Consider the following 20,835-nt stretch of genomic DNA (forward strand, 5'->3'; position numbering starts at 1 on the left):
TGAGCTATGACCAAGGTGCTTGCATCCTTAACGCAAACGCACCTTTGTCGTTTCCGTCGCGGTTTTATTTTCATCATCGAAAAGCGCTTCGACAAATTCTTGCGCACGAAACGGCTGCAAGTCGTCAACGCCTTCACCGAGTCCTACCCATTTCACAGGCACGCCGAGTTCTTCCTTGACGGAAATCACAACGCCGCCTTTCGCGGTACCGTCCAGTTTGGTGAGTACAACGCCCGTGAGCGGTACGGACTGACCGAATACTTTCGCCTGACTCACTGCATTTTGTCCGGTGGTGGCATCGAGTACCAACCAGGTTTGGTGCGGCGCATCCGGCACCAACTTGGCAGCGACACGACTGATTTTGGCGAGTTCCCCCATTAAATTCACTTTGGTGTGCAAACGTCCTGCAGTATCGATCAATACGACATCGCTTTTGCGCGCCAACGCCGCTTCCAACGCATCATAAACGACCGCGGCGGGATCCGCTCCTTCCTGATGTTTGACAATCGGTACGCCGACACGCTCCGCCCAAATCGTCAGCTGTTCGGACGCGGCGGCGCGGAACGTATCGCCGGCCGCCAGTAAAACTTTTTTACCGGCGTTTTTATAGTATTGCGCCAACTTGCCGATACTCGTCGTTTTGCCGACGCCGTTGACACCGACAATTAAAATAACCTCCGGCGAATGCGGCAGCGCGGCGGGATCATTATCCACGGCAAGCCATGTTTCCATCGTTTTGGCGAGGAAGGGCATGACTTCTTTCGTGCTGTGAATTTCACCTTCTTTTACCGCGGTGCGAATTTCACCGAGCAAGTAGTCGGTTGCCGTCACACCGAGATCACCGGTCAGCATAACGGCTTCCAAATCGTCTAGAAATTCTTCGTCGATTTCGTCATAGCCGATAACCAACGTTTCCATATTTTTGACAAAACTTTTTTTCGTGCGTTCTAAACCGGCACGGACTTTATCCAAAAAGCTCATGGTGTCTCCTTATACTGTTTCAAATTGACGGCAATTAATTGCGAGATCCCGCGCTTCACCATCGTCACGCCTTGCAGACGATCCGCGGACGCCATGGTCGGTTTGCGGTGCGTAATGACGATAAATTGCAAGCCGTTGCGCCCCGTTTCCAAGTAGCGTGTGAAACGTTTGATATTAGCATCGTCCAACGCCGCATCAATTTCATCTACCAGACAAAACGGCGCCGGCCGATAGGCCATAAAGGAAAAGAGCAACGCAATGACAGTCAGAGCGCGTTCACCGCCTGACAAGAGCGAGAGCGCCTGCTGTTTTTTACCCGGCGGTCGGACCATAATTTCTACGCCGGCGGGTTTATTTTCGTCCGCGTCCGTCAGCACCAATTGCGCCTCGCCGCCGCCGAACAGGTGGGCGAAAATTCGCTGGAACTCGGCGGCCACGACTTCAAATGCCGCCGCGAACTGTTCCTGCATGGTGCGATCAATCTCCGCCACTACATTTTGCAACGTATCGCGGGCCGCCGTCAAATCGGCGAGCTGCGCCGTATAAAACTCGCTGCGCTCACGCGATTTTTCGTACTCCTCAATCGCCTGCTCGGAAATATCTGTAAAGCGCGCAATTTCCGTCAATAATCGACGCTGTTCGGCAAGCAGCGTCGCCTGCGTTCCCGCGACGATCGCGGGATCCACTGCCTGCGGATCTAAATCATACATCGCCAATTGTTCGCGCTGCTGTTCCATTTCCGCCTGCGCCGCTTCCTTTTTTGCCAGAAGTCGCGCCGCTTCCACTTTCGTTTCCGTCGCTTGCGCCCGCATGGCGCGCAACTGATCTTGCTCCGCTTGCTGCGCGTTCAAACGTTCCGCGTGCGCATCGTAAAACGCGTCCGCTTGCACTTTCGCCGTCTGCGCCGTTTGCTGCGCCTCATCCGCCTGCTTTTGCAACGTTTCCTGCGAAGCGCTCAATGCTTTGGCCGCCGCTTGAATTTCCTTTTCACGTTGCGCAAGCCGTTCCATGTCCGCCTGCGCATTTTTTTCCTGCTCGGTTTGGCGGACCTTCTCCTGCTCCTGTTGCCGCAGCGTTGCCTGCACCGTGGCCAACTCCACATGCGCTTCGGTGTAGGCGTGCTCGCAGCGAGCCAGCTCCGCTTCCTGCGCGACCGTATCCGTTGTCGTTTCAGTGACTGCTGTCGGCGCAACGGTCAGTTCTTTTTGCTTGTTTACCGTCAGCCGGTATTCGTCCGCCGTCTGCGTTTGTGCGCTGCGAATTTCATCCGCTTGGCGCACGATACCGTTCCATTCGTCACGCAGAGCCTGCAGCTGCGCCGTTTGCGAAGCAATCGCCAGGGCCGTCGTCTGCGCGGTGTTTTGTAAGGCATCCCGTCGCGCGAGCGCCGCGGAGATGTCCGGTAGCTCTCGCTCCGGTTGTGCGGCAAGCGTTTCCAGTTGGGCGCGCAATGCGGATAATTCCTGCTGCCGACCGAATAATGTCAGCTCCGCGCGCCGCGTGCTGCCGCCCGTAAGCGCGCCGCCCGGTTGAAAAAGATCACCCGCGCGCGTCACCAGACGAATGCGTTGCTGATATTTTGCCGCCAGGCGCGAACCGGTGGCGAGATCTTCCACCAACACCGTGCGCCCCAGCAAATAATCAACCAGCGGTTGTAAATAAGATTCCGCTTTCACCAACGCCGCGGCCAAACCGATCACGCCCGGCTCGTGTAAAATCGCCCGATCTCGATCTGCAAGCGTCCGCGGCCGTATTTCGTCCAACGGATACAGCGTCACGCGACCGCTTTTCGTGCGGCGCAAAAAACGGATCGCCGCCTGCGCCGCTTGGCTGTCGCGCATCACAAGATGCTGTTGCGTACCGCCCAACGCAATATCCAGCGCCGTCGTATATTCCTTCGGCACGCGCAAAAGTTGTGCCACCGTCCCATAGCAGTCACTGCGCCATGCTTCCGTGGCGCCAAGAACCGCTTTCGTCGCGCGGCCATAGCCCTCGTAGCTGTCGGCTAATTGTTGTAAATATTGGTACCGCGTTTGCGTTGTCCGCAATGTTTCGCGTGCTTTCGCATTAGCCGCCTGCGCCGCTTCGCGCTGCGCCTGCAGTTTGTTCACAACCTCTTCCTGCGCCGTGAGTTGTCGGCTGCTTTCCGATGCGGTCGCCTGCGCCGTCGTAAGTGCCGCTTGCGCCTGCTGCAAACGCGTTTGTAATGTTTCCTTGCGTATGTCTAACTCCCGCGCGCGACGCGTAAGTTCGGCATTGCGCTCCTGCAATTGCTGCGCTGTTTGCTGCAAAAACTCCTGTTCCGCCGCGCTCCGTTCCTCGCGTCGCAACCGGTCGGCGACCTGTTCACGGGCCGCTTGCAATACAGCGCGCAACCGATCACGCTGCGCCGTTCCTTCCGTCAAGCGCGCCTGCGCTTCGTCCCGATCTTGCACCGTGGCCGCTATCGCCGCGGCCGTCGTCACCTGTGCCGCCGCAAGCTGTTCCAGCATCTGCCGTTTTGCCGCCAGCGCCGCCGCCACTTCCTGCATTTCTTTCGCGTGCTGATGACTTCGCTCCGTCAGTACAGCGAGTTCACTGCGCAAGCGTTCGCAATGCTGCGCCGCGGTGTTGGCCGCCTGCTCTTTTTCACGCAACATTTGTTGCGCTTTCGTATCCGCTTCCGTTTGCGCCTGCGCCGCCGCTTCCAGCTGCGTAAGTTCGGCTGTCGCCGCCGTCGCCGCCTGATCTGCGGTAATCCATTCTTTCTCCGCGCGCGTCAGTTGACGTTGCGCCGTTTGCCACGCTTTCCATGCGAGACTGCGCGTGATATTTGCCTCCTGCGTGCGCAACTCATTACGTTGTTTCGCCTGCCGCGCTTTTTCTTCCAGCGGCGGTAAATCCTGCGCGAGCAGTCGCGCAATGTCGCTGACGCGCTCCATATTGCGTTCCGCCTCGCGCAATTTGCGCATGCCTTCTTCTTTGCGCAGCTTGTAACGGGTAATGCCCGCTACTTCTTCAAAAACGAGTTTGCGTTCTTCCGGTCGACCGATTAAAATCCGATCGACCCGCTGCTGCCCGATGACCGCCAAGGAGTCCCGACCCAAACCGGTATCCGCCAGCAACAGTTGAATATCTTTTAAGCGGCAATTTTGACGATTAATAAAATAATCGCTCGCACCCGAACGAAGCAGACGTCGCGTCACCGCCACCTCTGCCGTATCCGTTTGGAAAAAGCCGTCACTATTGTCAAAAACGAGTGTCACTTCCGCCGAAGCTTTCGCGCGTTCGGTCGCCGTGCCCGCAAAAATCACGTCACTCGACTGCTCACCGCGCAGCTGGCGAATATTTTGCTCGCCCAGCACCCAGCGCACCGCATCGGCTAAATTACTCTTGCCGCTGCCGTTCGGACCGACGATCGCCGTCACACCCGGCGCGAATTCCACTTCCGTTTTATCCGCAAAGGATTTGAAACCGCGCAGAATCATCCGTAATAAACGCATACCGACTCCCTTTACATAATTACTTCTATTATACAGCAAATCTTCGTCAGTTCATCATGTCCGCCGAAAGAAATAGCCGCGGGCGCCGGTTGTAAATTTTTTCTTGCGGCGTAAAAAAACAGCCGCAGACGCGGCTGTTATCCGAAGATCCAGTACAAACTCAGTAAAAACAATATGATGATGAGTGCCGTAAGACCCTGCTCCACTCGTGTGAACGGGCGGTTTTTACGGCGTCTGCGATGCATTTTTTTGCGCTGCGGTCGCGCGGTCGGTTCGACATCCAAATAATCTTTTGTTCCGACGCTCGGCACGTACGCGCGTTCCATCGGACGCTCCTCGCCCATAGCCGCGTTGTAACGATCCACGAGTCCTACCCCCGACAGGCCGAGGAAATTGCCGTAGTTGCGCAGCATGCCGCGCATGTAAACCGTGCCCGGAATCGTTTTGTAGTCTTCCCGCTCCAATGCCGCCAGGTAGCGCGCGCTGATATAAGTACCAAGCGCCGCTTCGGAAAGCGACAGGCCTTTTCCCTCACGCGCGCGTCGTAAAATAGCTCCGATTTCGTTCATGCCTCGCTGTCCCCTTCATAGCGTGCCAGCAATTCTTCCACTTCGTCTTTCGTCAACAGAATATCACGCGCTTTACTGCCCAGCGACGGTCCGACAATTCCCATGTTTTCCATGGTGTCGATCAGTCGACCGGCGCGGGTGTAACCTACGCGAAAACGACGTTGCAACATCGAAACGGAGGCCTGTTCGGTATCCATGACCATGCGAATGGCATCGGGCAAAAGTTCATCTTCCCAACGCGGCTGTTGCGCTTCCTCGGCTTCCGCGGCCGGTTGCACAACCGTTTCATTATATTCCGGTTGCCCTTGCTTTTTGATGTATTCTACCAGTTTTTCCACATCCGCGTCGGAAATAAACGCGCCTTGCACGCGCCGCGGTTTCGGCGCGCCGATCGGATAGAAAAGCATGTCGCCTTTACCGAGCAATTTCTCCGCGCCCGCCATATCCAAAATCGTGCGCGAATCGATCTGACTCGAAACGGCAAACGAAATTCGACTCGGAATGTTGGCTTTGATGGTGCCGGTCAATACGTCAACGGACGGACGCTGCGTCGCGAGCACGAGATGCAATCCGGCCGCGCGCGCCATTTGGGCGAGGCGCGCGATCGCATCTTCCACATCATGCGGCGCAACCATCATCAGATCCGCGAGTTCGTCGATGATGATGACGACAAGCGGCAACGGCGAATCCGGATTAGCTTCGTTGTAGCCGGTGATGTTGCGCACTTTGGCGGAGGCGAATAAACGGTAACGGTTTTCCATTTCACGCACCGCCCAACGCAATACGCCCGCCGCTTTTTTGACATCGGTAACGACCGGCGTCAAGAGATGAGGAATGTGGTTATACTGCGCAAGCTCGACTACTTTCGGGTCAATCAGAATTAATTTCACTTCATCGGGATACGAACGCAGCAAAATGCTCGCCACCAGCGTATTGATGCAAACGCTTTTGCCCGAACCGGTAGAACCCGCCACCAAAAGATGCGGCATTTTGGCAAGATCGGTAATGACCGGCTGACCGGTAATGTCTTCTCCCAAACCGACGGCGATGCCGCCGACGGCGTGTTGAAATTCGTCGCAGGCAAGCACTTCGCGTAAGCCCACGGAAGAAATTTCCCGGTTCGGCACTTCAATGCCGACAGCCGCTTTACCGGGAATCGGCGCTTCGATACGGACATCGGTCGCCGCGAGCTGCAATGCGATATCGTCCGCCAAGTTGACGATTTTGCTGACTTTCACACCCGGTCCCGGTTCCAGCTCGTAACGCGTCACGGACGGACCGCGGCTGGCGTGAGTAATTTTAGTTTCCACGCCGAAGCTCGCCAATAATTCTTCCAGTTTCTGCGCGTTTTCCGCTACTTCCGCCTGCGTGTCGGTTGTGCTTTGGCGCGTTTTGGTTAGCAAGCTGAGCGGTGGCAATTTATAATCGGCGCGATCATTTTTTGGTTTCGCGGGCGCGATATCCGGCTTCACCTGTTCCGTATCGGTATCCGGTTCCGGTTGCGTCCAGCTCGGTTCCGGCGCAGCGGCGGGCGCCGCAGCGGGCGGTGTAAACGGGGTAACTGCCGCCTTCGTTGTGCGCTCCGGCGCGGGCGCATCATTTACCGGAGGTTTTTTCGATTTGTCAAAATCAAAAAACTGCGCGCGCTGTTTCTGTTCCGTAGGCGTGGTTTCGACATGTCGGTGCGCCTCGACGGTTTCTTTCACTTTGTCGCTCGCTTTTTCCCAATGCGGTTGCGCTTTGCCTTTCACAAAGTTGACGCCATCCGTCACCGTCCATTTGCTGACGAAAATAGTGTTCACCACAAGAATGACGAGCAACGCAATTTTTACACCTGTCTCACCAAAGAGCGTGCGCAAACACAGTAAGCCCGCACCGCCAAGCGCGCCGCCGTATTGCGGAAACCAGGACGGCTGGATTTCCTGGCCGGTCGGCACGTACCACCAATGCAAGGTGATCAGTCCGAGGACAAAGTAAATAATCCATGCCGTATCCCGTGTTTTCACCGCCATCGCGCGCGGATGATAAATGTATCGCGCGCCGAGGAAGATCAAAGCCAGCGGTGGAATAAACGCGCCAAGACCGAATAAATATTCCAAAATCGTGTGCGTCCAATAACCGGCGATGCCGACATCAAAACGGGCGATCGCAGTCAATGCGAACAGCCCGACGGCGATCATCAGCACGCCGCCGATTTCAAAGCGTCGGCTTTCCTGCCGTGTCGTTTCTTTTTCAGTGGGGGATTTACGATTTGCTTTGGGCACTCTGTTTCTCCTTTGTAGCGCTAAGACCGCGCCGTTCGTTCCAGCGGCGGACGAGCTCCGCTTCGCTGCCGTACATTTTCGGTTGATAGTACCGATCATTCACGAGCGGATCGGGTAAATATTGTTGCCTGACCCAACCGTTCGGATATTGGTGGGCGTATCGATACGTTTGTCCATGACCCAGTTGTTGCGCGCCGCTGTAATGCGCATCGCGCAGATGCGCGGGTGCATTTCCCATGGCGCCCTGTCGCACGCGCGACAAGGCCACGTCAATCGCGGTAATCACAGAGTTGCTTTTCGGCGCCAGCGCAACATACAACACCGCTTCCGCTAAAATAATCCGCGCTTCGGGAAAGCCGACCATCTCCGCCGCCTGCGCCGCCGCCTGTGCGACAACAAGCGCTTGCGGATCGGCCAGTCCGACATCTTCCGCCGCGCAAATCATGATCCGTCGCGCCATGAACGAAGGTTTCTCGCCACCTTCGATCATGCGGGCGAGGTAATGCAACGCCGCGTCGGCATCCGAGCCACGCATGCTTTTAATAAACGCGGACGCGATATCGTAATGGCTGTCGCCGCTTTTATCGTAAGCCAACCGACCGATTCCCGCCGCGCGCGCAACGTCCTCCGGCGTCATTTCCGCGCCCGGCGCAAGTCCGGCCGCCGTCTGCTCGAGCATGTTCAGCGCGAGCCGAGCATCGCCGTTGGCCTGCAACGCGAGCTCACGAAGCACCTCCGGCGCCACGGTAAGTTTTTGTTTACCTAAGCCGCGCTCCGCATCCGTCACCGCATTTTGCAAAATCCGGACAATGGCCGCCGGCGTCAACGCTTCCAAACGAATCAGACGCAAGCGGGATAAAAGTGCCTTCTGCACCTCAAAAAACGGATTTTCCGTAGTGGCGCCGATCAACGTAATGGTGCCGTCTTCCACATAGGACAGCAATAAATCCTGCTGCCCTTTATTAAAACGATGAATTTCATCGATAAAAACAATTGTGCGCCGGCCGTAAAGACTGCCCTGCTCTTTGGCTTCGGCAATCACTTTACGCAGTTCGGCCACGCCGCTGGTCGTCGCGTTCACCGTCACGAATTCGCTTTGCGTGAGGTTAGCGATAACGCGGGCAATTGTTGTCTTACCGGTGCCGGGAGGTCCAAATAAAAGCAGAGACGGCACGGTATCCGAGCGAATCATCGCCGCTAAAAAACTCTGCGCACCGACGACGGCTTCCTGTCCGTAAATCTCATCCAAAGTGCGGGGCCGCATACGTACCGCCAGCGGCCGAAAATCCGCGCGCTGTGTCTGCTCGAATAAATTGGCCATATTCTCTCCCGACATACAAAAATAACCGCTGTCCATAAAGTCAGCGGCTATGAAAAATCCCCACCATGTCGTGATTTGCTGTATTTTGAGCCTGCATGTGCAGGTGGGTGTCTTCCCGCCCGAAGAAAATCTACTCCGCGAGCGAAGTTGGACTCCCTTATCGATGGTGTTGGTTCAAAATAACGTTAGCCACACGTGCACGGTAGGGGTTTCTTTACACTTATATAATAGCAAAGTGCAGGCAATTTTTCAAGTTATATTGCCGCCGCTGCAATTATTTTTTTACGAGATCGTCTTCCGTACGAATGGAAAGTTCGCGCAATTGTTTCGGCGCTACTTCCGACGGCGCCTGGGTCATCGGATCGATCGCGCTTTGCGTTTTCGGGAACGCGATAACGTCACGAATCGACTGGCGATTGGCCATCAGCATGACCAAACGGTCCAGGCCGAATGCGATACCACCGTGCGGCGGCGCGCCGAATTCAAAGGCCTCCATGAGGAAACCGAATTTTTGCTGCGCTTCTTCCTGACTGATGCCGATCGCCGCGAAAATTTTCTGCTGCAGTTCTTCCTGGTAAATACGCAAACTGCCGCCACCGACTTCGATACCGTTCAGGACAAGGTCATACGCTTTTGCCTTCACGCGTTCCGGATTCGATGCGAGGAACTCGATATCTTCATCGCGCGGCATCGTGAAGGGGTGATGCATCGCGACGTAGCGTTTTTCTTCTTCGCTGTATTCAAACATCGGGAAGTCGAGCACCCAGGTAAACGCCAGTTCATCCGGGTCGATCAAGTTGCGACGACGCGCCATTTCCAAGCGTAATTCGCCCAACGCCTGCGCAACGACTTTCGCTTTATCCGCTACCATGAGGATCAAGTCGCCCGGCTGCGCTTCACTGTGAGCGATAATCGACTGCACCATTTCCTCACCGAGGAATTTGGCAATCTGCGATTTGACGGAGCCGTCCGGATTGACTACAATCCAAGCCACGCCTTTACCGCCGTAACGGCCGACATAGTCGACCAGGCCGTCGAGTTCGCGACGCGGAATGTCGAAGTAACCTTTCACCACAATGCCTTTGACTTCGCCGCCTGCTTCGACGACCGAACGGAACACTTTGAAATCGGTCTTGGCTACAATATCCGTCACATTGAAGAACGGCATTTCGAAACGCAGATCCGGTTTATCCGAACCGTACAGGTTCATCGCGTCATCATAGCTGATGCGCGGGAACGGCGTGGGAATCTTTTTGCCGAGCGCGCGTTCAAAAATGAAAGCGACCATGTTTTCCATTAATTTCAAAATATCGTCGCGTTCGATAAAGCTCATTTCAATATCCAGCTGCGTGAATTCCGGCTGGCGATCCGCGCGCAAGTCTTCATCGCGGAAGCAACGTACGATTTGGAAATATTTATCCATGCCGGACACCATCAGGATCTGTTTGAAGATCTGAGGAGACTGCGGCAACGCGTAAAATTTACCCGGGTTGACACGACTCGGTACCAGGTAATCGCGCGCGCCTTCCGGCGTGCTCTTGGTCAGCATCGGCGTTTCAATTTCCCAGAAACCGTGCTCGTCCAAATAGTCGCGCATCGCTTTCGCTACTTGGTGACGCAGCCGCAAATTCTTTTGCATTTCCGGACGGCGCAAATCCAGGTAACGATATTTCAGGCGGATATTTTCATCCACATCAACATTATCTTCGATATAAAACGGAGGGGTTTTGGCGGCATTTAAGACGCGCATTTCATACACTACGACTTCCCATTTGCCGGTCGGCATATTTTCGTTGACCGTTTGCGCGTCGCGTTCACGCACCGTACCGCGTACGCAGATCACGTATTCATTCCGGATGCCTTCCGCTTTATGAAAACTTTCCTCGTCATAATCGGGCGAAGCCACCAGCTGCACTACACCGGTCCGGTCGCGCAAATCCACAAAAATCAAACCGCCGTGATCGCGACGTCGTTCCACCCATCCGCACAAAACGACTTCGTTGCCGTTTTGCGCCTCGGTCACTTCGCCGCACATCAACGTACGGTGCAAACCTGCCATTGTTTCCATTCCTTTATCCTCTCCGTTCTCGTTCATTTTGCAAGTAGCCGACAACCTCGCTGCGCGCCAGCGTTGTCTGCTCACGCGCGGCCAAATCGCGTATAATCACGGTGCCGTCTGCTAATTCTGTTTCGCCAATAATTATAACATACTTAGTGCCGGTTTTACCGACCTGCTTCAAACGGCTCTTCAAACTGCGTCCCAAAAGATCGGTATCGACGGTGAAATTCGCCGCCCGCAATTCCTGCGCAATCGCGAACCCGAGTTCACTCGCGGCCTCGCCGTGAGTCGCGATCGCGACATCGCCGGCCGCAGTGACCTCCGGTAATAAATCTTGCATCGACAACGCGAGCATTAAGCGCTCTAGGCCGACGGCAAAACCGATGCCCGGCGTATGTGGACCGCCGATCTCTTCGACGAGTCCGTCGTAACGCCCGCCGCCGCAAATAGCGCTTTGAGCGCCGAGCGGCGCGTACTGAATTTCAAAAGCGGTTTTCGTATAGTAATCCAAACCGCGCACGAGACGCGGATTTAACGTAAACGGAATCCCCGCCGCAGTGAGCAGCTTCTGTGTAGCGGCGAAGTGATCCGCGCATTCCTCACAAAGGTAATCGGTGATTTCCGGCGCGTCCTGCGCGAGCTTTTGGCATGCTTCCTCTTTACAATCCAACAGCCGCAACGGATTTTTATATAAGCGCGTCTTGCAGTCTTCGCACAATTCATCCTGATGCGCCTCGTAGTACGCGATCAGTTTTTCCCGATAAACGGGTCGGCATTTCGGACAACCGACCGAGTTCACAAACACGTTCAGATCGTGCAAGCCGAGCGTTTGGAAAAGTTGTACCGCGAGCGCGATAATTTCCCCGTCCGCCTGCGGCGACGGGGTCGCCAATACTTCCACGCCGAATTGGTGAAATTCACGGTAGCGTCCCGCCTGCGGCCGATCGTAACGGAACATCGAACCGATGTAATACCATTTCGTCACGTTCTGATCCGCATACACTTTATGTTCCAAATAAGCGCGCACCGCCGCCGCCGTATTTTCCGGGCGGAGCGTCAGCGAACGATCGCCGCGATCGGTAAACGTATACATTTCCTTGGAAACGACGTCGGTCGTTTCCCCGATACCGCGTTGAAACAGTTCCGTTTTTTCAAAATGCGGCGTGCGAATTTCCTGAAATCCGTACTGCGCGCACAATTTACGTATCATTTCTTCCACATACCGCCACTGCTCACTTTCCGGCGGCAAGATATCTTGCGTTCCTCGCAAGGCTTTAATCATTGTACTTCGCTCCTTTGCGATATCGATTGAAACAGGCGATCCCTTTCCGTAAGGTATGACTCCAACCGTTCAGAATACGCTGCATTGTCCCAGGGAAAATAGCAGCGATCAAATTGAAACGCGGCATTTTTGATCACTTTATTCGTCGCTCCCGGTCCGATGCCGAGTATGTGAATGCGTTCGCCCATCATTTGTATATTATAGCGGCAAAGCGTGCCGGGCAAGGCGTACCCGATATTGGCCAAATCCGCCGCGAGATATTTCTGACGATATAAATAGTACGGCTCATAACCCATGCCGCACAGTGTTTCATAGGCGAGATCCGCCATCGCCCGCGTCGTTTCCACGGACGGCAGCCGGTATTTGCCCGCCGTTTGCATCAACGGGCTGTGCCGCTTCAATGCCAACGTATGCACGGTGACATTTTCCGGTCGCAGACGCGCCACCGCGTCCAAATTTTCTTTCATATCCGCGATGGTCTGGTCGGGCAAACCCGCAATGAAATCCATATTGATCGCGTCAAAATGATACTTTTGCGCCTCGGCGTACACGTGTTCGATCTGTGCGCCGGTATGCGCGCGATGAATGGTTTGCAAAATGCGATCTTGCAATGTTTGCGGGTTGATACTCAAGCGCGTTACTCCCGCCCTGCGCATCGCCGCCAGCTTCGCTTCGGTAATCGTATCCGGGCGCCCCGCTTCAACGGTAAATTCCGTACCGGATGGAATTGCAAGTTCCGTTTGTAACGCCGTCAATAACGTTTGCAAGTGTTGCTCCGGAAGTACGGTCGGTGTACCGCCGCCGAAGTAGACGCTGTCGATCATCAACTGATGTCGGCGCAGCAGCGCGCCGGCGCGCTGTACATCTTCCAGCAGCGCCGCCAGAAATCCGTCCCAATCTTCATCCGGTCGCGCGACACGAGCCGGAAACGAGCAATATACGCAATGGCTCGGACAAAACGGAACACCGATATACACCGCCGCTTGGTGATCGGTTTGCCGCCAATCGTTGGAAAGATAGGGCCGTTGGCGTTCACCGATCGCGGTTAAAAGTCGTCCCCAGCGCGGCGCGACTTTTTCGCGTGCCCACAGCGCCTCCGCCTGCGCGGCGAAATCATCTTCTGCAAGCAACGGGTGCAAAAGCTTGGTCGGACGCATCCCAACGAGGTAACCCCATTCACCGAGCGGCTTTTCGCAAAGAGTAACAAGTACGTCACTCAAAAAATGACCGCCCGCGCGCCGCGTGGAAACTGTTTGCGAAGCATACGAGGTGTTACCCAGCAACAATTCTACCCGGTACGTATTGTTTTGCGGCGTCACTCGTACCCGACAATCCGGCTGTTTTTCGTCCCAACGCAAACCGAAGCGGAGCATCAGCTGCGCCACGGGGGAATGCCATGCCGCCGGTCCGTCCAGAAAATAGGTATGCAGCGTCATATACGACGCTGTTTACGACGGCACTTGCGGCAGTAGCCGTAGAATTTCAGCACATGATCCACGATTTGGAACCGCTCCTCTTCTTCGATGATCTGTTCCAGCGGATCCAGCATATCGTACTCAAATTCTTTAATGGTGCCGCAACCCAAGCAAATCAGATGGTGATGGAAATGCGGCATATTATCATCAAATAATTCGTAGCGCGAACGCCCATCTCCGAAATCCAACTTCTTTAACAAGCCGAGTTCCACGAATAAATCGAGCGTACGATATACCGTCGCCAAACCGATATCCGGCTGAATGACTTTGACCGCATTGTAGACATCTTCCGCGCTCATGTGATTTTCGTCGCTTTCCACAAACACTTTCAAAATATCCTGCCGCTGCGTGGTAAATTTATACTTGTGTTCTTTGATCTTTTCGCGCAACGTCCGCATAATTTCATTTTGTCGCATGTCGAAATCCTTTCTGTTAACTACGTGCGATTTCTCTGTACTTGTTGTAATACCACATATGCTTGGTAATGACCTTCAACACGGCGAGTGTCGGTACGGCAAGCATCATGCCGAACACGCCGAGAACGGCGCTTCCCAAAAGAACGCCGGCGATAATCGCGACCGGGTGAATCTCAATGACGTTGCCCATGAGTTTCGGCATTAAGATATGACCGTCAAATTGCTGCACGACGATGTAGAAGATCAGTACTTTTACGGCGAGTGAGCCGCTGATGGTCAGCGCCAACAAAAGGGCCGGAATCGCGCCCACGATTGGACCGACGATCGGCACCAATTCCACGATTCCCGCGAGCAGCGCGATGACCAAAGGATACGGAACTTCCAGCCACCACATGCCGACAAACACCATGCTGGCGATCGCCACGCACAAGATCAACTGACCGCGAATATAGGCGCTCAGGATATGATCCGTTTCCTGCACCAGATCCATAATATGTTGACGATACTCCATCGGGAACAATCCGGCGAAAATGCGTTTGAATGTGCTGCCCGCTTTTAACATGTAAAACGTAATAATCGGCACGACGACCAGTTCGACCAAAGTGCCGGTAAATGCAATCACGGCGAAGATACCGTTTTTCGCAACGTCAATCAAGTAGTTACCCGCACGCACCAGCGAGTCATTGATCATCTCCTGCGCTTCCGGCGGGATGAAGTCAATATAGCGCGCCTGCAAATACTGCATGGTTTCTAAAAGTTGCGACGTCAACGACGGAATCTGCAATACAAAGCCTTCAAATTGATGCCAGAACGGCACGAAAATACTGCGCGCCAGAATGGTCATCACCGCGATAAATACCAAGAACGCAATGATAATGGCAATATCGATGGGGAACCGGCGCCAGCGCAATTTCTCCGCCATTTTCATCTGAAAATCGACGAGCGGTCGCAAGATCAGGCACAAAAAGAGGCCGATCAAAAACGGTACGACAATCCACGGCACATAGTAAACGGTTAAAGCGACGGCCGTCACAAGGACAATGCGCAGCCAAAATTGCGCATCGCGTTTCAAAGGTACTACATTCACTGTTTTTTCATGTTCAGAAACGGGTTGCATCTTTTTTCTTCTCCGATCGTAGTCGATGGTCCGTGTCCGGATAAAACCACGGTGGCATCGGCCAAAGATAATAATTTTTCTTCAATACGGGTAATTAATTGCGACATCGAGCCGCCCGGAAAATCCGTGCGCCCGATCGAGCCTTGAAACAGAGCGTCACCGACAAATACCACTCCCGGTTCGGCGGCGTAAAAGCTGATGCCGCCGGGCGTGTGGCCCGGTGTCTCCAAAACCTCAAGTCGGATATCATCCAAGACGACGGTATCGCCCTCCGTCAGAAATTCTTCCGCCGGCTGCGCCTTCACGCTTTGGTATTGGTAAGCCGATAAATTCAGTTTCGGATCGCTCAAATAGGCTTGATCCGCCTGATGCATCGCCACCGGTACATCCGGGTACAACGCGCGCAGTTCTTCTAATGCTCCGATATGATCGGCATGACCATGAGTCAGCAGAATTTTTTTCAATTGTAAATCAAATTTCGTCAGCGCTTTTTGGATCTCTTTGGCTTCCGCTGCCGGATCGATGACGATCGCATGCTTGGTCGCTTCTGAAAACAGAATATAGCAATTGGTCGCCAGCGGTCCGAGTGTTAACGCGATAATTTTCATAGCTACCTCAAAATAACTTTCCGCTATCCAGCAAAATGGTCACGGGTCCGTTATTCGTCAATGTGACCTGCATTTCCGTTTGAAAACGACCGGTCCCGACCGTCACATCATGCGCGCGCAGCGCTTGAACAAATACTTCATAAAGCGGCTCCGCGAGACTTGGCGGAGCGGCGGCGGTAAAACTCGGCCGCCGGCCTTTGCGTACGTCACCGTATAAAGTGAATTGGGAAATCGCGAGAATTTCGCCGCCCGTATCCAAAAGAGACCGGTTCATCTTGCCGTCCGCGTCTTCAAAGATGCGTAAATTGACAATTTTATCGGCGAGATAACGGGCATCTTCTGCCGTATCTTCCGCCCCGACACCGAGCAACACCGTCAATCCCGCGCCGGCTTTGCCGACAAGTTCACCGTCTACCGTTACTTGGCTTTGTGTCGTTCGTTGGATCACTGCACGCATTACGTTCCTCCTGCCGATTCCAAACGGCGCACGGAATACACATCGCGAATCCGTCGCAGCTTGGTCATCATAAACTCCAATTGATGTAAGTCTTTAATTTGTACGCCCAGCCGAATTTTGGCGACATTATCCTGCGGCAAATCGGCGTTCACCGAGCCGACGGATAATTTCATTTCCGAAACGACGCCCAAGACATCTTCCAGCAAACCGCGACGATCGTAACTTTCGATCTCGACGACCACCAAAAAAGTTTCATTCGCCCCGTACATCCAGCTGACTTCGATCAGGCGATTCGGGTCATCGTTGTGAATAATATTGTCACAATCCAAACGATGCACGGAAATACCGCGACCGCGTGTGATGTAGCCGATGACGGGATCGCCCGGTACCGGATTGCAGCAACGAGCCATATGCACCAACAGTCCCGGCTCGCCTTTGACGAGAATGCCGCTGTTGCCCTTCGTCGCCTTTTTGCTGACCCGCAAGCTGTCGAGCGTTTGTTGCAGCTGAGAAGAAATCGGATTATTTTTCTCTTCCTCTTTTTTGTGCAGGTCAATCAGTTTCAGCGTAATTCCGCGCACGGTTAACCCGCCATATCCGGCCGCCGCCAGCAAATCTTCCGGCGTGCCCGCATTGATCTGTTCGGCAACCGCCTCCAAGCGTCCCGGCTTATTCAGCGTCTTGAACTCATACCCGAGTTTTTTCGCTTCGCTCTCCAGCGCTTCTTTCGCTTTGGCAATATTATCCGCGCGATTTTCCTTCTTAAACCAACCGCGAATCTTCGAACGGCTTTCCGATGATGCGACAATGTTCAGCCAATCCAAACTCGGTTTACCGTTTTTCGACGTAATAATCGAAACGATATCGCCGTTTTTCAGTTTGTAGTCGATCGGCACGATTTTGCCGTTGACTTTAGCTCCCGTGCAGGTATTGCCGACTTCCGTATGAATACGATACGCGAAATCCAACGGAATGGCGCCCTGCGGCAAGTCAATGACGTCGCCGCGCGGCGTAAACACAAAGACTTCGTCGGCGAATACATCGAGTTTCAACGCGTCGACAAATTCCTTCGAATTGCTCGTATCCTGCCATTCGAGCAATTTGCGCAACCAACCGATTTTTTCATCAAAATTCTGTTGCTGCGACGCTTTTTTCGTACCTTCTTTATAGCGCCAATGCGCCGCCACACCGTACTCGGCGACCTGGTGCATCTCTTGCGTACGGATCTGAATTTCGACCGGTTGCCCCGATTCGCCGATGACCGTCGTATGTAACGACTGGTACATATTCGGTTTCGGCATCGCGATATAATCTTTAAACCGATACGGCAACGGTTTCCATAAACTGTGGACAATCCCCAAAACCGCATAGCACTCCGGGATCGTGTTGACGATCACTCGAGTCGCGTACAGATCGTAAATCTCACTGATATCCTGATGTTTTTTCTTGATTTTTTTATAAATACTGTAAAAATGTTTCGGACGACCGCTGATGTCCGCTTCAATATTGTTCTTCTGCAGTGAATCGCGCAAGATATCAATCGTCTGTTTGATGATTTCTTCGCGCACCTGGCGTTTGACCTTCATCTGTTCGACGAGGTCGTAGTATGCCATCGGTTCCAAATAGCGGAACGAAAGATCTTCCAGCTCCCACTTTATATTAAAAATACCGAGCCGATGCGCGAGCGGCGCAAAAATCTCCAGCGTTTCGCGGGCAATGCGCTGCTGCTTTTCTTCCCGCACGAAAGACAGCGTCCGCATATTATGCAAGCGGTCGGCCAACTTGATAACGACCACACGCACGTCTTTCGCCATCGCGAGAAACATCTTACGATAGGTATCGAGCTGCTGATCTTCTTTCGTCTTGTAATTCATCCGGTTAAGCTTGGTGACGCCGTCCACCAGAAACGCCACTTCATCACCGAATAGCATGCGAATATCTTCCAGCGTGTAATCGGTATCTTCCACAACATCATGCAGCAACGCCGCCTTGATACCGTCCGGATCCATTTGCAGGCCGGCAATAATGTCGGCGACAGCCAACGGGTGCATAATATATGGTTCACCCGAAACACGTTTTTGGTCCGCATGCGCCGTATCGGCAAGTTCATACGCTTCACGCAGGGAATCTTCATCGAGATCGGGCAAATATTTTTTGACGTCGGCAACTAATTTCGCATACGCCGCTTCCCGATCAAATTCCGTGTTTACGGTTTCCATATATCCTCCTTTCCCGCACCGGCACGATATGTGGCGGAATTTTCCAGCGCAAGTTTTTCGTCACTGGGTCGCCAATTATACCAGGTTTCATTCTCATGCTGTTGACGTTCCAATAAATGCAGTTCTTCCAACACGGTCACCGCCGCGAACAAATCCCGCGGCGCATACGACAAGCCACTCTGCTCCGCGAGGATAGTCTGAACTTGCGCGACGGTCCGATCATGCGGCTCCAAAAGCACGCGCAGTTCACGATATACGGCTACCATAATTTCACGGTTTAAATGCACTTTTTGCGCGCTTTCCCACGTGATATCTTTCACCACGCCCTGCACTTGCACCTGGTTCTGCCATGTATTTTTTTGCAACGCGTAAACGATCGCGGCAGTATCGCCGCTGAAAATTTCCGTGGTCAGTTCCCCGAATCCCCAGCCGACACATTCCAAGTCATCACCTTGCTGCGCAAAGTTGGCTTTCAAATGACGCCGATCTTTACCGATACGGCGAATTTTTTGCACGGTCAGATCGCGGGACGCAAATAAAGGTGACGGATTGCCTTCGCCGAACGGCTCTAAGCGTTCGAGCGCCGTGACGAAATCCAAATCGACATCCGCCAACGCAAGCGCGCGTTCCACACGCAACACCGGGATGAAATCGTCCGGTGTTAAATGCGTATCGGCATAATCCTGTAAACGCTTACGCAATTCGGGAATGCGTTCTTCCCGAATGGAGAACCCGGCCGCCTGATGATGTCCGCCGAATTGTTCCAAAATGTCCGCGCAGGAATGCAGAGCGTCATATATATCCAACGCGGGAATACTGCGGCAAGAACCCTTGCCGATCCCGTCATTTACCGAAATGACCAAAGCGGGGCGATGAAAGCTGTCCACCAAGCGCGAGGCCACGATACCGATGACACCCGGATGCCATGCCGCTCCGTCCACCACCAACATCCGGTCGTCAGCGGCGCCAAGCTCTGCCAAGCGATGCCGAGCCGCAGTCACCAGTTCACGTTCCAAGGACTGTCGCTCACTGTTGATCGTAAATAATTTTTGCGCGAGCGCCAGTGCTTGCTCCGCGTCGGTCGCCGTTAAAAGCTGCACGCCCAAACGCGCATGCGCCAAACGTCCCGCCGCATTTAAGCGCGGGGCGATAGAAAATCCGATGCGCTCGGATGTCACTTGCTCCGGATCGATTTCACAGACCTGTAAAAGCGCTTGCAATCCGACATTGTCCGTCGTTGCAAACCGTTTCAATCCCTCTTTGACGTACAAACGATTTTCCGCCAATAACGGTACCACATCGGCGACCGTCCCCAACGCCACGAGTTCAATATCGTCCGTATAATCTTCGCCTTTGATCTCCCGCCAAAGCGCTCGGCACAGCGTGTAAGCCACGCCTACCCCCGCCAGATTTTTATCGGGATAGACACAGCCGGGCTGTTTCGGATTGATGACGGCAAGAGCCTGCGGCAATTCTTCCGGCGGTTGGTGATGGTCTGTAACGATCAAATCCAACGGTCCTTGAAAACGGTTGCACAATTGCGTCGAGCTGATTCCGCAGTCCACGGTAATGACGAGTTTCACGCCCTTGGCGACAAGTTCCGCAAGAGCCGTTTCGTTCAGACCGTAGCCCTCTTCAATGCGGTCGGGAATATAATACTCCACATTGCCGCCAAGTCGACGTAAACAGCGTAACATCACCGACGTGGAAGTAATTCCGTCGACATCATAATCGCCGTAGATAACGATTGTTTCTTGCGCTTTTAACGCTTGCGAAATACGCTCTACCGCTTTCTTTGTTCCCTTTAAAAGAGCCGGATCAAACCGATCCTCAAGTGTTGCATGAAAAAAATTCTGCGCCGCCTCCACGGTGCAGATCCCCCGCTGTACCAGCATATTCGCCACAATGAGCGGCAAGTCGAATTTATGGGCCAGCACACCCGCTTGTTCCGTATTTTCTTCTACCGGCACAAATTGCCAATGTTTTTTTTGCATACTTCCACCAGTTTCTTTTGCTATTTTTCTATTGTAGCACGTTTTATTCTCAATTACTATTTATTTTCAATATTTGTATATGACGGATGATTTAAATCAGTTATTAATAAGCTTTGTTATACAATGACTCAGCACATATTCTTTGCGTTTTACAAAAACGAAAATGAAAATCACGTTGTAAGCAATACAATGATTAAATTGTATTTCATAAAAAGAATTCGCAAATAAAAAAGAGACCATTATCTAATGGTCTCTTTGGCGTAATCAGCAGCTACCTATGCTCCCGGGCCGTTTCCAGCCAAGTACTTTCGGCGTTTACGAGCTTAACTACTGTGTTCGGCATGGGTACAGGTGTCGCCTCGTAGCTATCGCCACTGAATTACTTGCTGAGTTCGCTTTTGCTCCCTCAAAACTATACAGAAGAAGTAGATTACCTTCGTAGTTCATTCATACTTTCTAAGTTAAGCCCTCGACCGATTAGTACCGGTCCGCTCCATGCCTTGCGGCACTTCCACTCCCGGCCTATCTACCTTGTCGTCTACAAGGGGTCTTACTAACTTTTGTTATGAGAAACCTCATCTCAAGGCTGGT

At 53.5% G+C, this 20,835-nt stretch carries 14 protein-coding genes, 2 rRNA genes and 1 other RNA gene; all 17 read right to left on the reverse strand.

What is annotated here, in order from left to right; genetic code table 11:
• Positions 1-27 precede the first annotated feature (27 nt).
• The gene (gene ftsY / locus HNR45_RS05985; RefSeq protein WP_024048256.1) at positions 28-981 is read right to left on the reverse strand and encodes a signal recognition particle-docking protein FtsY; all 954 of its coding nucleotides are present in this window, start codon (positions 979-981) and stop codon (positions 28-30) included.
• The gene (gene smc, locus HNR45_RS05990; protein WP_159823265.1) at positions 978-4,463 is read right to left on the reverse strand and encodes a chromosome segregation protein SMC; all 3,486 of its coding nucleotides are present in this window, start codon (positions 4,461-4,463) and stop codon (positions 978-980) included. The genes ftsY and smc overlap by 4 nt, the downstream gene beginning before the upstream one ends.
• Before the next feature lie 137 nt (positions 4,464-4,600).
• On the reverse strand, positions 4,601-5,032 hold the full coding sequence (locus HNR45_RS05995) for a helix-turn-helix domain-containing protein (RefSeq protein ID WP_159823266.1): 432 nt from the start codon (positions 5,030-5,032) through the stop codon (positions 4,601-4,603).
• Entirely contained in the window at positions 5,029-7,296 is a 2,268-nt protein-coding gene (locus HNR45_RS06000) for an FtsK/SpoIIIE family DNA translocase (RefSeq protein WP_420892097.1), read from the reverse strand. The genes HNR45_RS05995 and HNR45_RS06000 overlap by 4 nt, the downstream gene beginning before the upstream one ends.
• A complete protein-coding gene (locus HNR45_RS06005; RefSeq protein ID WP_159823268.1) occupies positions 7,277-8,617 on the reverse strand; it encodes a replication-associated recombination protein A in 1,341 nt (446 codons plus the stop codon). The genes HNR45_RS06000 and HNR45_RS06005 overlap by 20 nt, the downstream gene beginning before the upstream one ends.
• Before the next feature lie 53 nt (positions 8,618-8,670).
• Positions 8,671-8,829, reverse strand: a non-coding RNA gene (ssrS, locus tag HNR45_RS06010) — 6S RNA.
• Between the two features lie 62 nt (positions 8,830-8,891).
• Positions 8,892-10,685: an aspartate--tRNA ligase gene (gene aspS / locus HNR45_RS06015; RefSeq protein ID WP_159823269.1), complete on the reverse strand. Its 1,794-nt coding sequence runs from the start codon at positions 10,683-10,685 to the stop codon at positions 8,892-8,894.
• A 4-nt stretch (positions 10,686-10,689) separates the two neighbouring features.
• Complete coding sequence (hisS, locus tag HNR45_RS06020; RefSeq protein ID WP_024048568.1) at positions 10,690-11,958, reverse strand: histidine--tRNA ligase; 1,269 nt, start codon at positions 11,956-11,958, stop codon at positions 10,690-10,692.
• Complete coding sequence (gene hemZ / locus HNR45_RS06025) at positions 11,955-13,394, reverse strand: coproporphyrinogen dehydrogenase HemZ (protein ID WP_159823270.1); 1,440 nt, start codon at positions 13,392-13,394, stop codon at positions 11,955-11,957. The genes hisS and hemZ overlap by 4 nt, the downstream gene beginning before the upstream one ends.
• A complete protein-coding gene (locus tag HNR45_RS06030; protein WP_184327576.1) occupies positions 13,391-13,849 on the reverse strand; it encodes a Fur family transcriptional regulator in 459 nt (152 codons plus the stop codon). The genes hemZ and HNR45_RS06030 overlap by 4 nt, the downstream gene beginning before the upstream one ends.
• A gap of 16 nt (positions 13,850-13,865) precedes the next feature.
• Positions 13,866-14,966 (reverse strand): AI-2E family transporter, encoded by a 1,101-nt coding sequence (locus tag HNR45_RS06035; RefSeq protein ID WP_159823271.1) that lies wholly within the window; start codon positions 14,964-14,966, stop codon positions 13,866-13,868.
• Entirely contained in the window at positions 14,933-15,574 is a 642-nt protein-coding gene (locus tag HNR45_RS06040; RefSeq protein ID WP_024048564.1) for an MBL fold metallo-hydrolase, read from the reverse strand. Before HNR45_RS06040 ends, HNR45_RS06035 begins: the two co-directional genes overlap by 34 nt.
• Before the next feature lie 7 nt (positions 15,575-15,581).
• Positions 15,582-16,031, reverse strand: coding sequence for a D-aminoacyl-tRNA deacylase (dtd, locus tag HNR45_RS06045; RefSeq protein WP_024048563.1), 450 nt, complete (start codon positions 16,029-16,031; stop codon positions 15,582-15,584).
• Positions 16,031-18,250: a RelA/SpoT family protein gene (locus tag HNR45_RS06050; protein WP_159823272.1), complete on the reverse strand. Its 2,220-nt coding sequence runs from the start codon at positions 18,248-18,250 to the stop codon at positions 16,031-16,033. Before HNR45_RS06050 ends, dtd begins: the two co-directional genes overlap by 1 nt.
• Positions 18,238-20,244, reverse strand: a complete 2,007-nt coding sequence (gene recJ, locus HNR45_RS06055; protein WP_159823273.1) for a single-stranded-DNA-specific exonuclease RecJ — start codon at positions 20,242-20,244, stop codon at positions 18,238-18,240. The genes HNR45_RS06050 and recJ overlap by 13 nt, the downstream gene beginning before the upstream one ends.
• Positions 20,245-20,506: 262 nt before the next feature.
• A 5S ribosomal RNA gene (rrf, locus tag HNR45_RS06060) occupies positions 20,507-20,623 on the reverse strand.
• A 78-nt stretch (positions 20,624-20,701) separates the two neighbouring features.
• A 23S ribosomal RNA gene (locus HNR45_RS06065) occupies positions 20,702-20,835 on the reverse strand; the annotation flags it as partial.

The sequence above is a fragment of the Negativicoccus succinicivorans genome (assembly GCF_014207605.1).
GTDB lineage: Bacteria > Bacillota > Negativicutes > Veillonellales > Negativicoccaceae > Negativicoccus > Negativicoccus succinicivorans.

Excerpts from the sequence above, each read along its gene's own strand:
- recJ (WP_159823273.1), bottom strand. The coding sequence starts at position 20,244 with ATGCAAAAAAAACATTGGCAATTTGTGCCGGTAGAAGAAAATACGGAA.
- dtd (WP_024048563.1), bottom strand. The coding sequence starts at position 16,031 with ATGCGTGCAGTGATCCAACGAACGACACAAAGCCAAGTAACGGTAGAC.
- HNR45_RS06005 (WP_159823268.1), bottom strand. The coding sequence starts at position 8,617 with ATGGCCAATTTATTCGAGCAGACACAGCGCGCGGATTTTCGGCCGCTG.
- HNR45_RS06030 (WP_184327576.1), bottom strand. The coding sequence starts at position 13,849 with ATGCGACAAAATGAAATTATGCGGACGTTGCGCGAAAAGATCAAAGAA.
- hemZ (WP_159823270.1), bottom strand. The coding sequence starts at position 13,394 with ATGACGCTGCATACCTATTTTCTGGACGGACCGGCGGCATGGCATTCC.
- hisS (WP_024048568.1), bottom strand. The coding sequence starts at position 11,958 with ATGATTAAAGCCTTGCGAGGAACGCAAGATATCTTGCCGCCGGAAAGT.
- HNR45_RS05995 (WP_159823266.1), bottom strand. The coding sequence starts at position 5,032 with ATGAACGAAATCGGAGCTATTTTACGACGCGCGCGTGAGGGAAAAGGC.
- aspS (WP_159823269.1), bottom strand. The coding sequence starts at position 10,685 with ATGGAAACAATGGCAGGTTTGCACCGTACGTTGATGTGCGGCGAAGTG.
- ftsY (WP_024048256.1), bottom strand. The coding sequence starts at position 981 with ATGAGCTTTTTGGATAAAGTCCGTGCCGGTTTAGAACGCACGAAAAAA.
- HNR45_RS06040 (WP_024048564.1), bottom strand. The coding sequence starts at position 15,574 with ATGAAAATTATCGCGTTAACACTCGGACCGCTGGCGACCAATTGCTAT.
- HNR45_RS06050 (WP_159823272.1), bottom strand. The coding sequence starts at position 18,250 with ATGGAAACCGTAAACACGGAATTTGATCGGGAAGCGGCGTATGCGAAA.
- smc (WP_159823265.1), bottom strand. The coding sequence starts at position 4,463 with ATGCGTTTATTACGGATGATTCTGCGCGGTTTCAAATCCTTTGCGGAT.
- HNR45_RS06035 (WP_159823271.1), bottom strand. The coding sequence starts at position 14,966 with ATGCAACCCGTTTCTGAACATGAAAAAACAGTGAATGTAGTACCTTTG.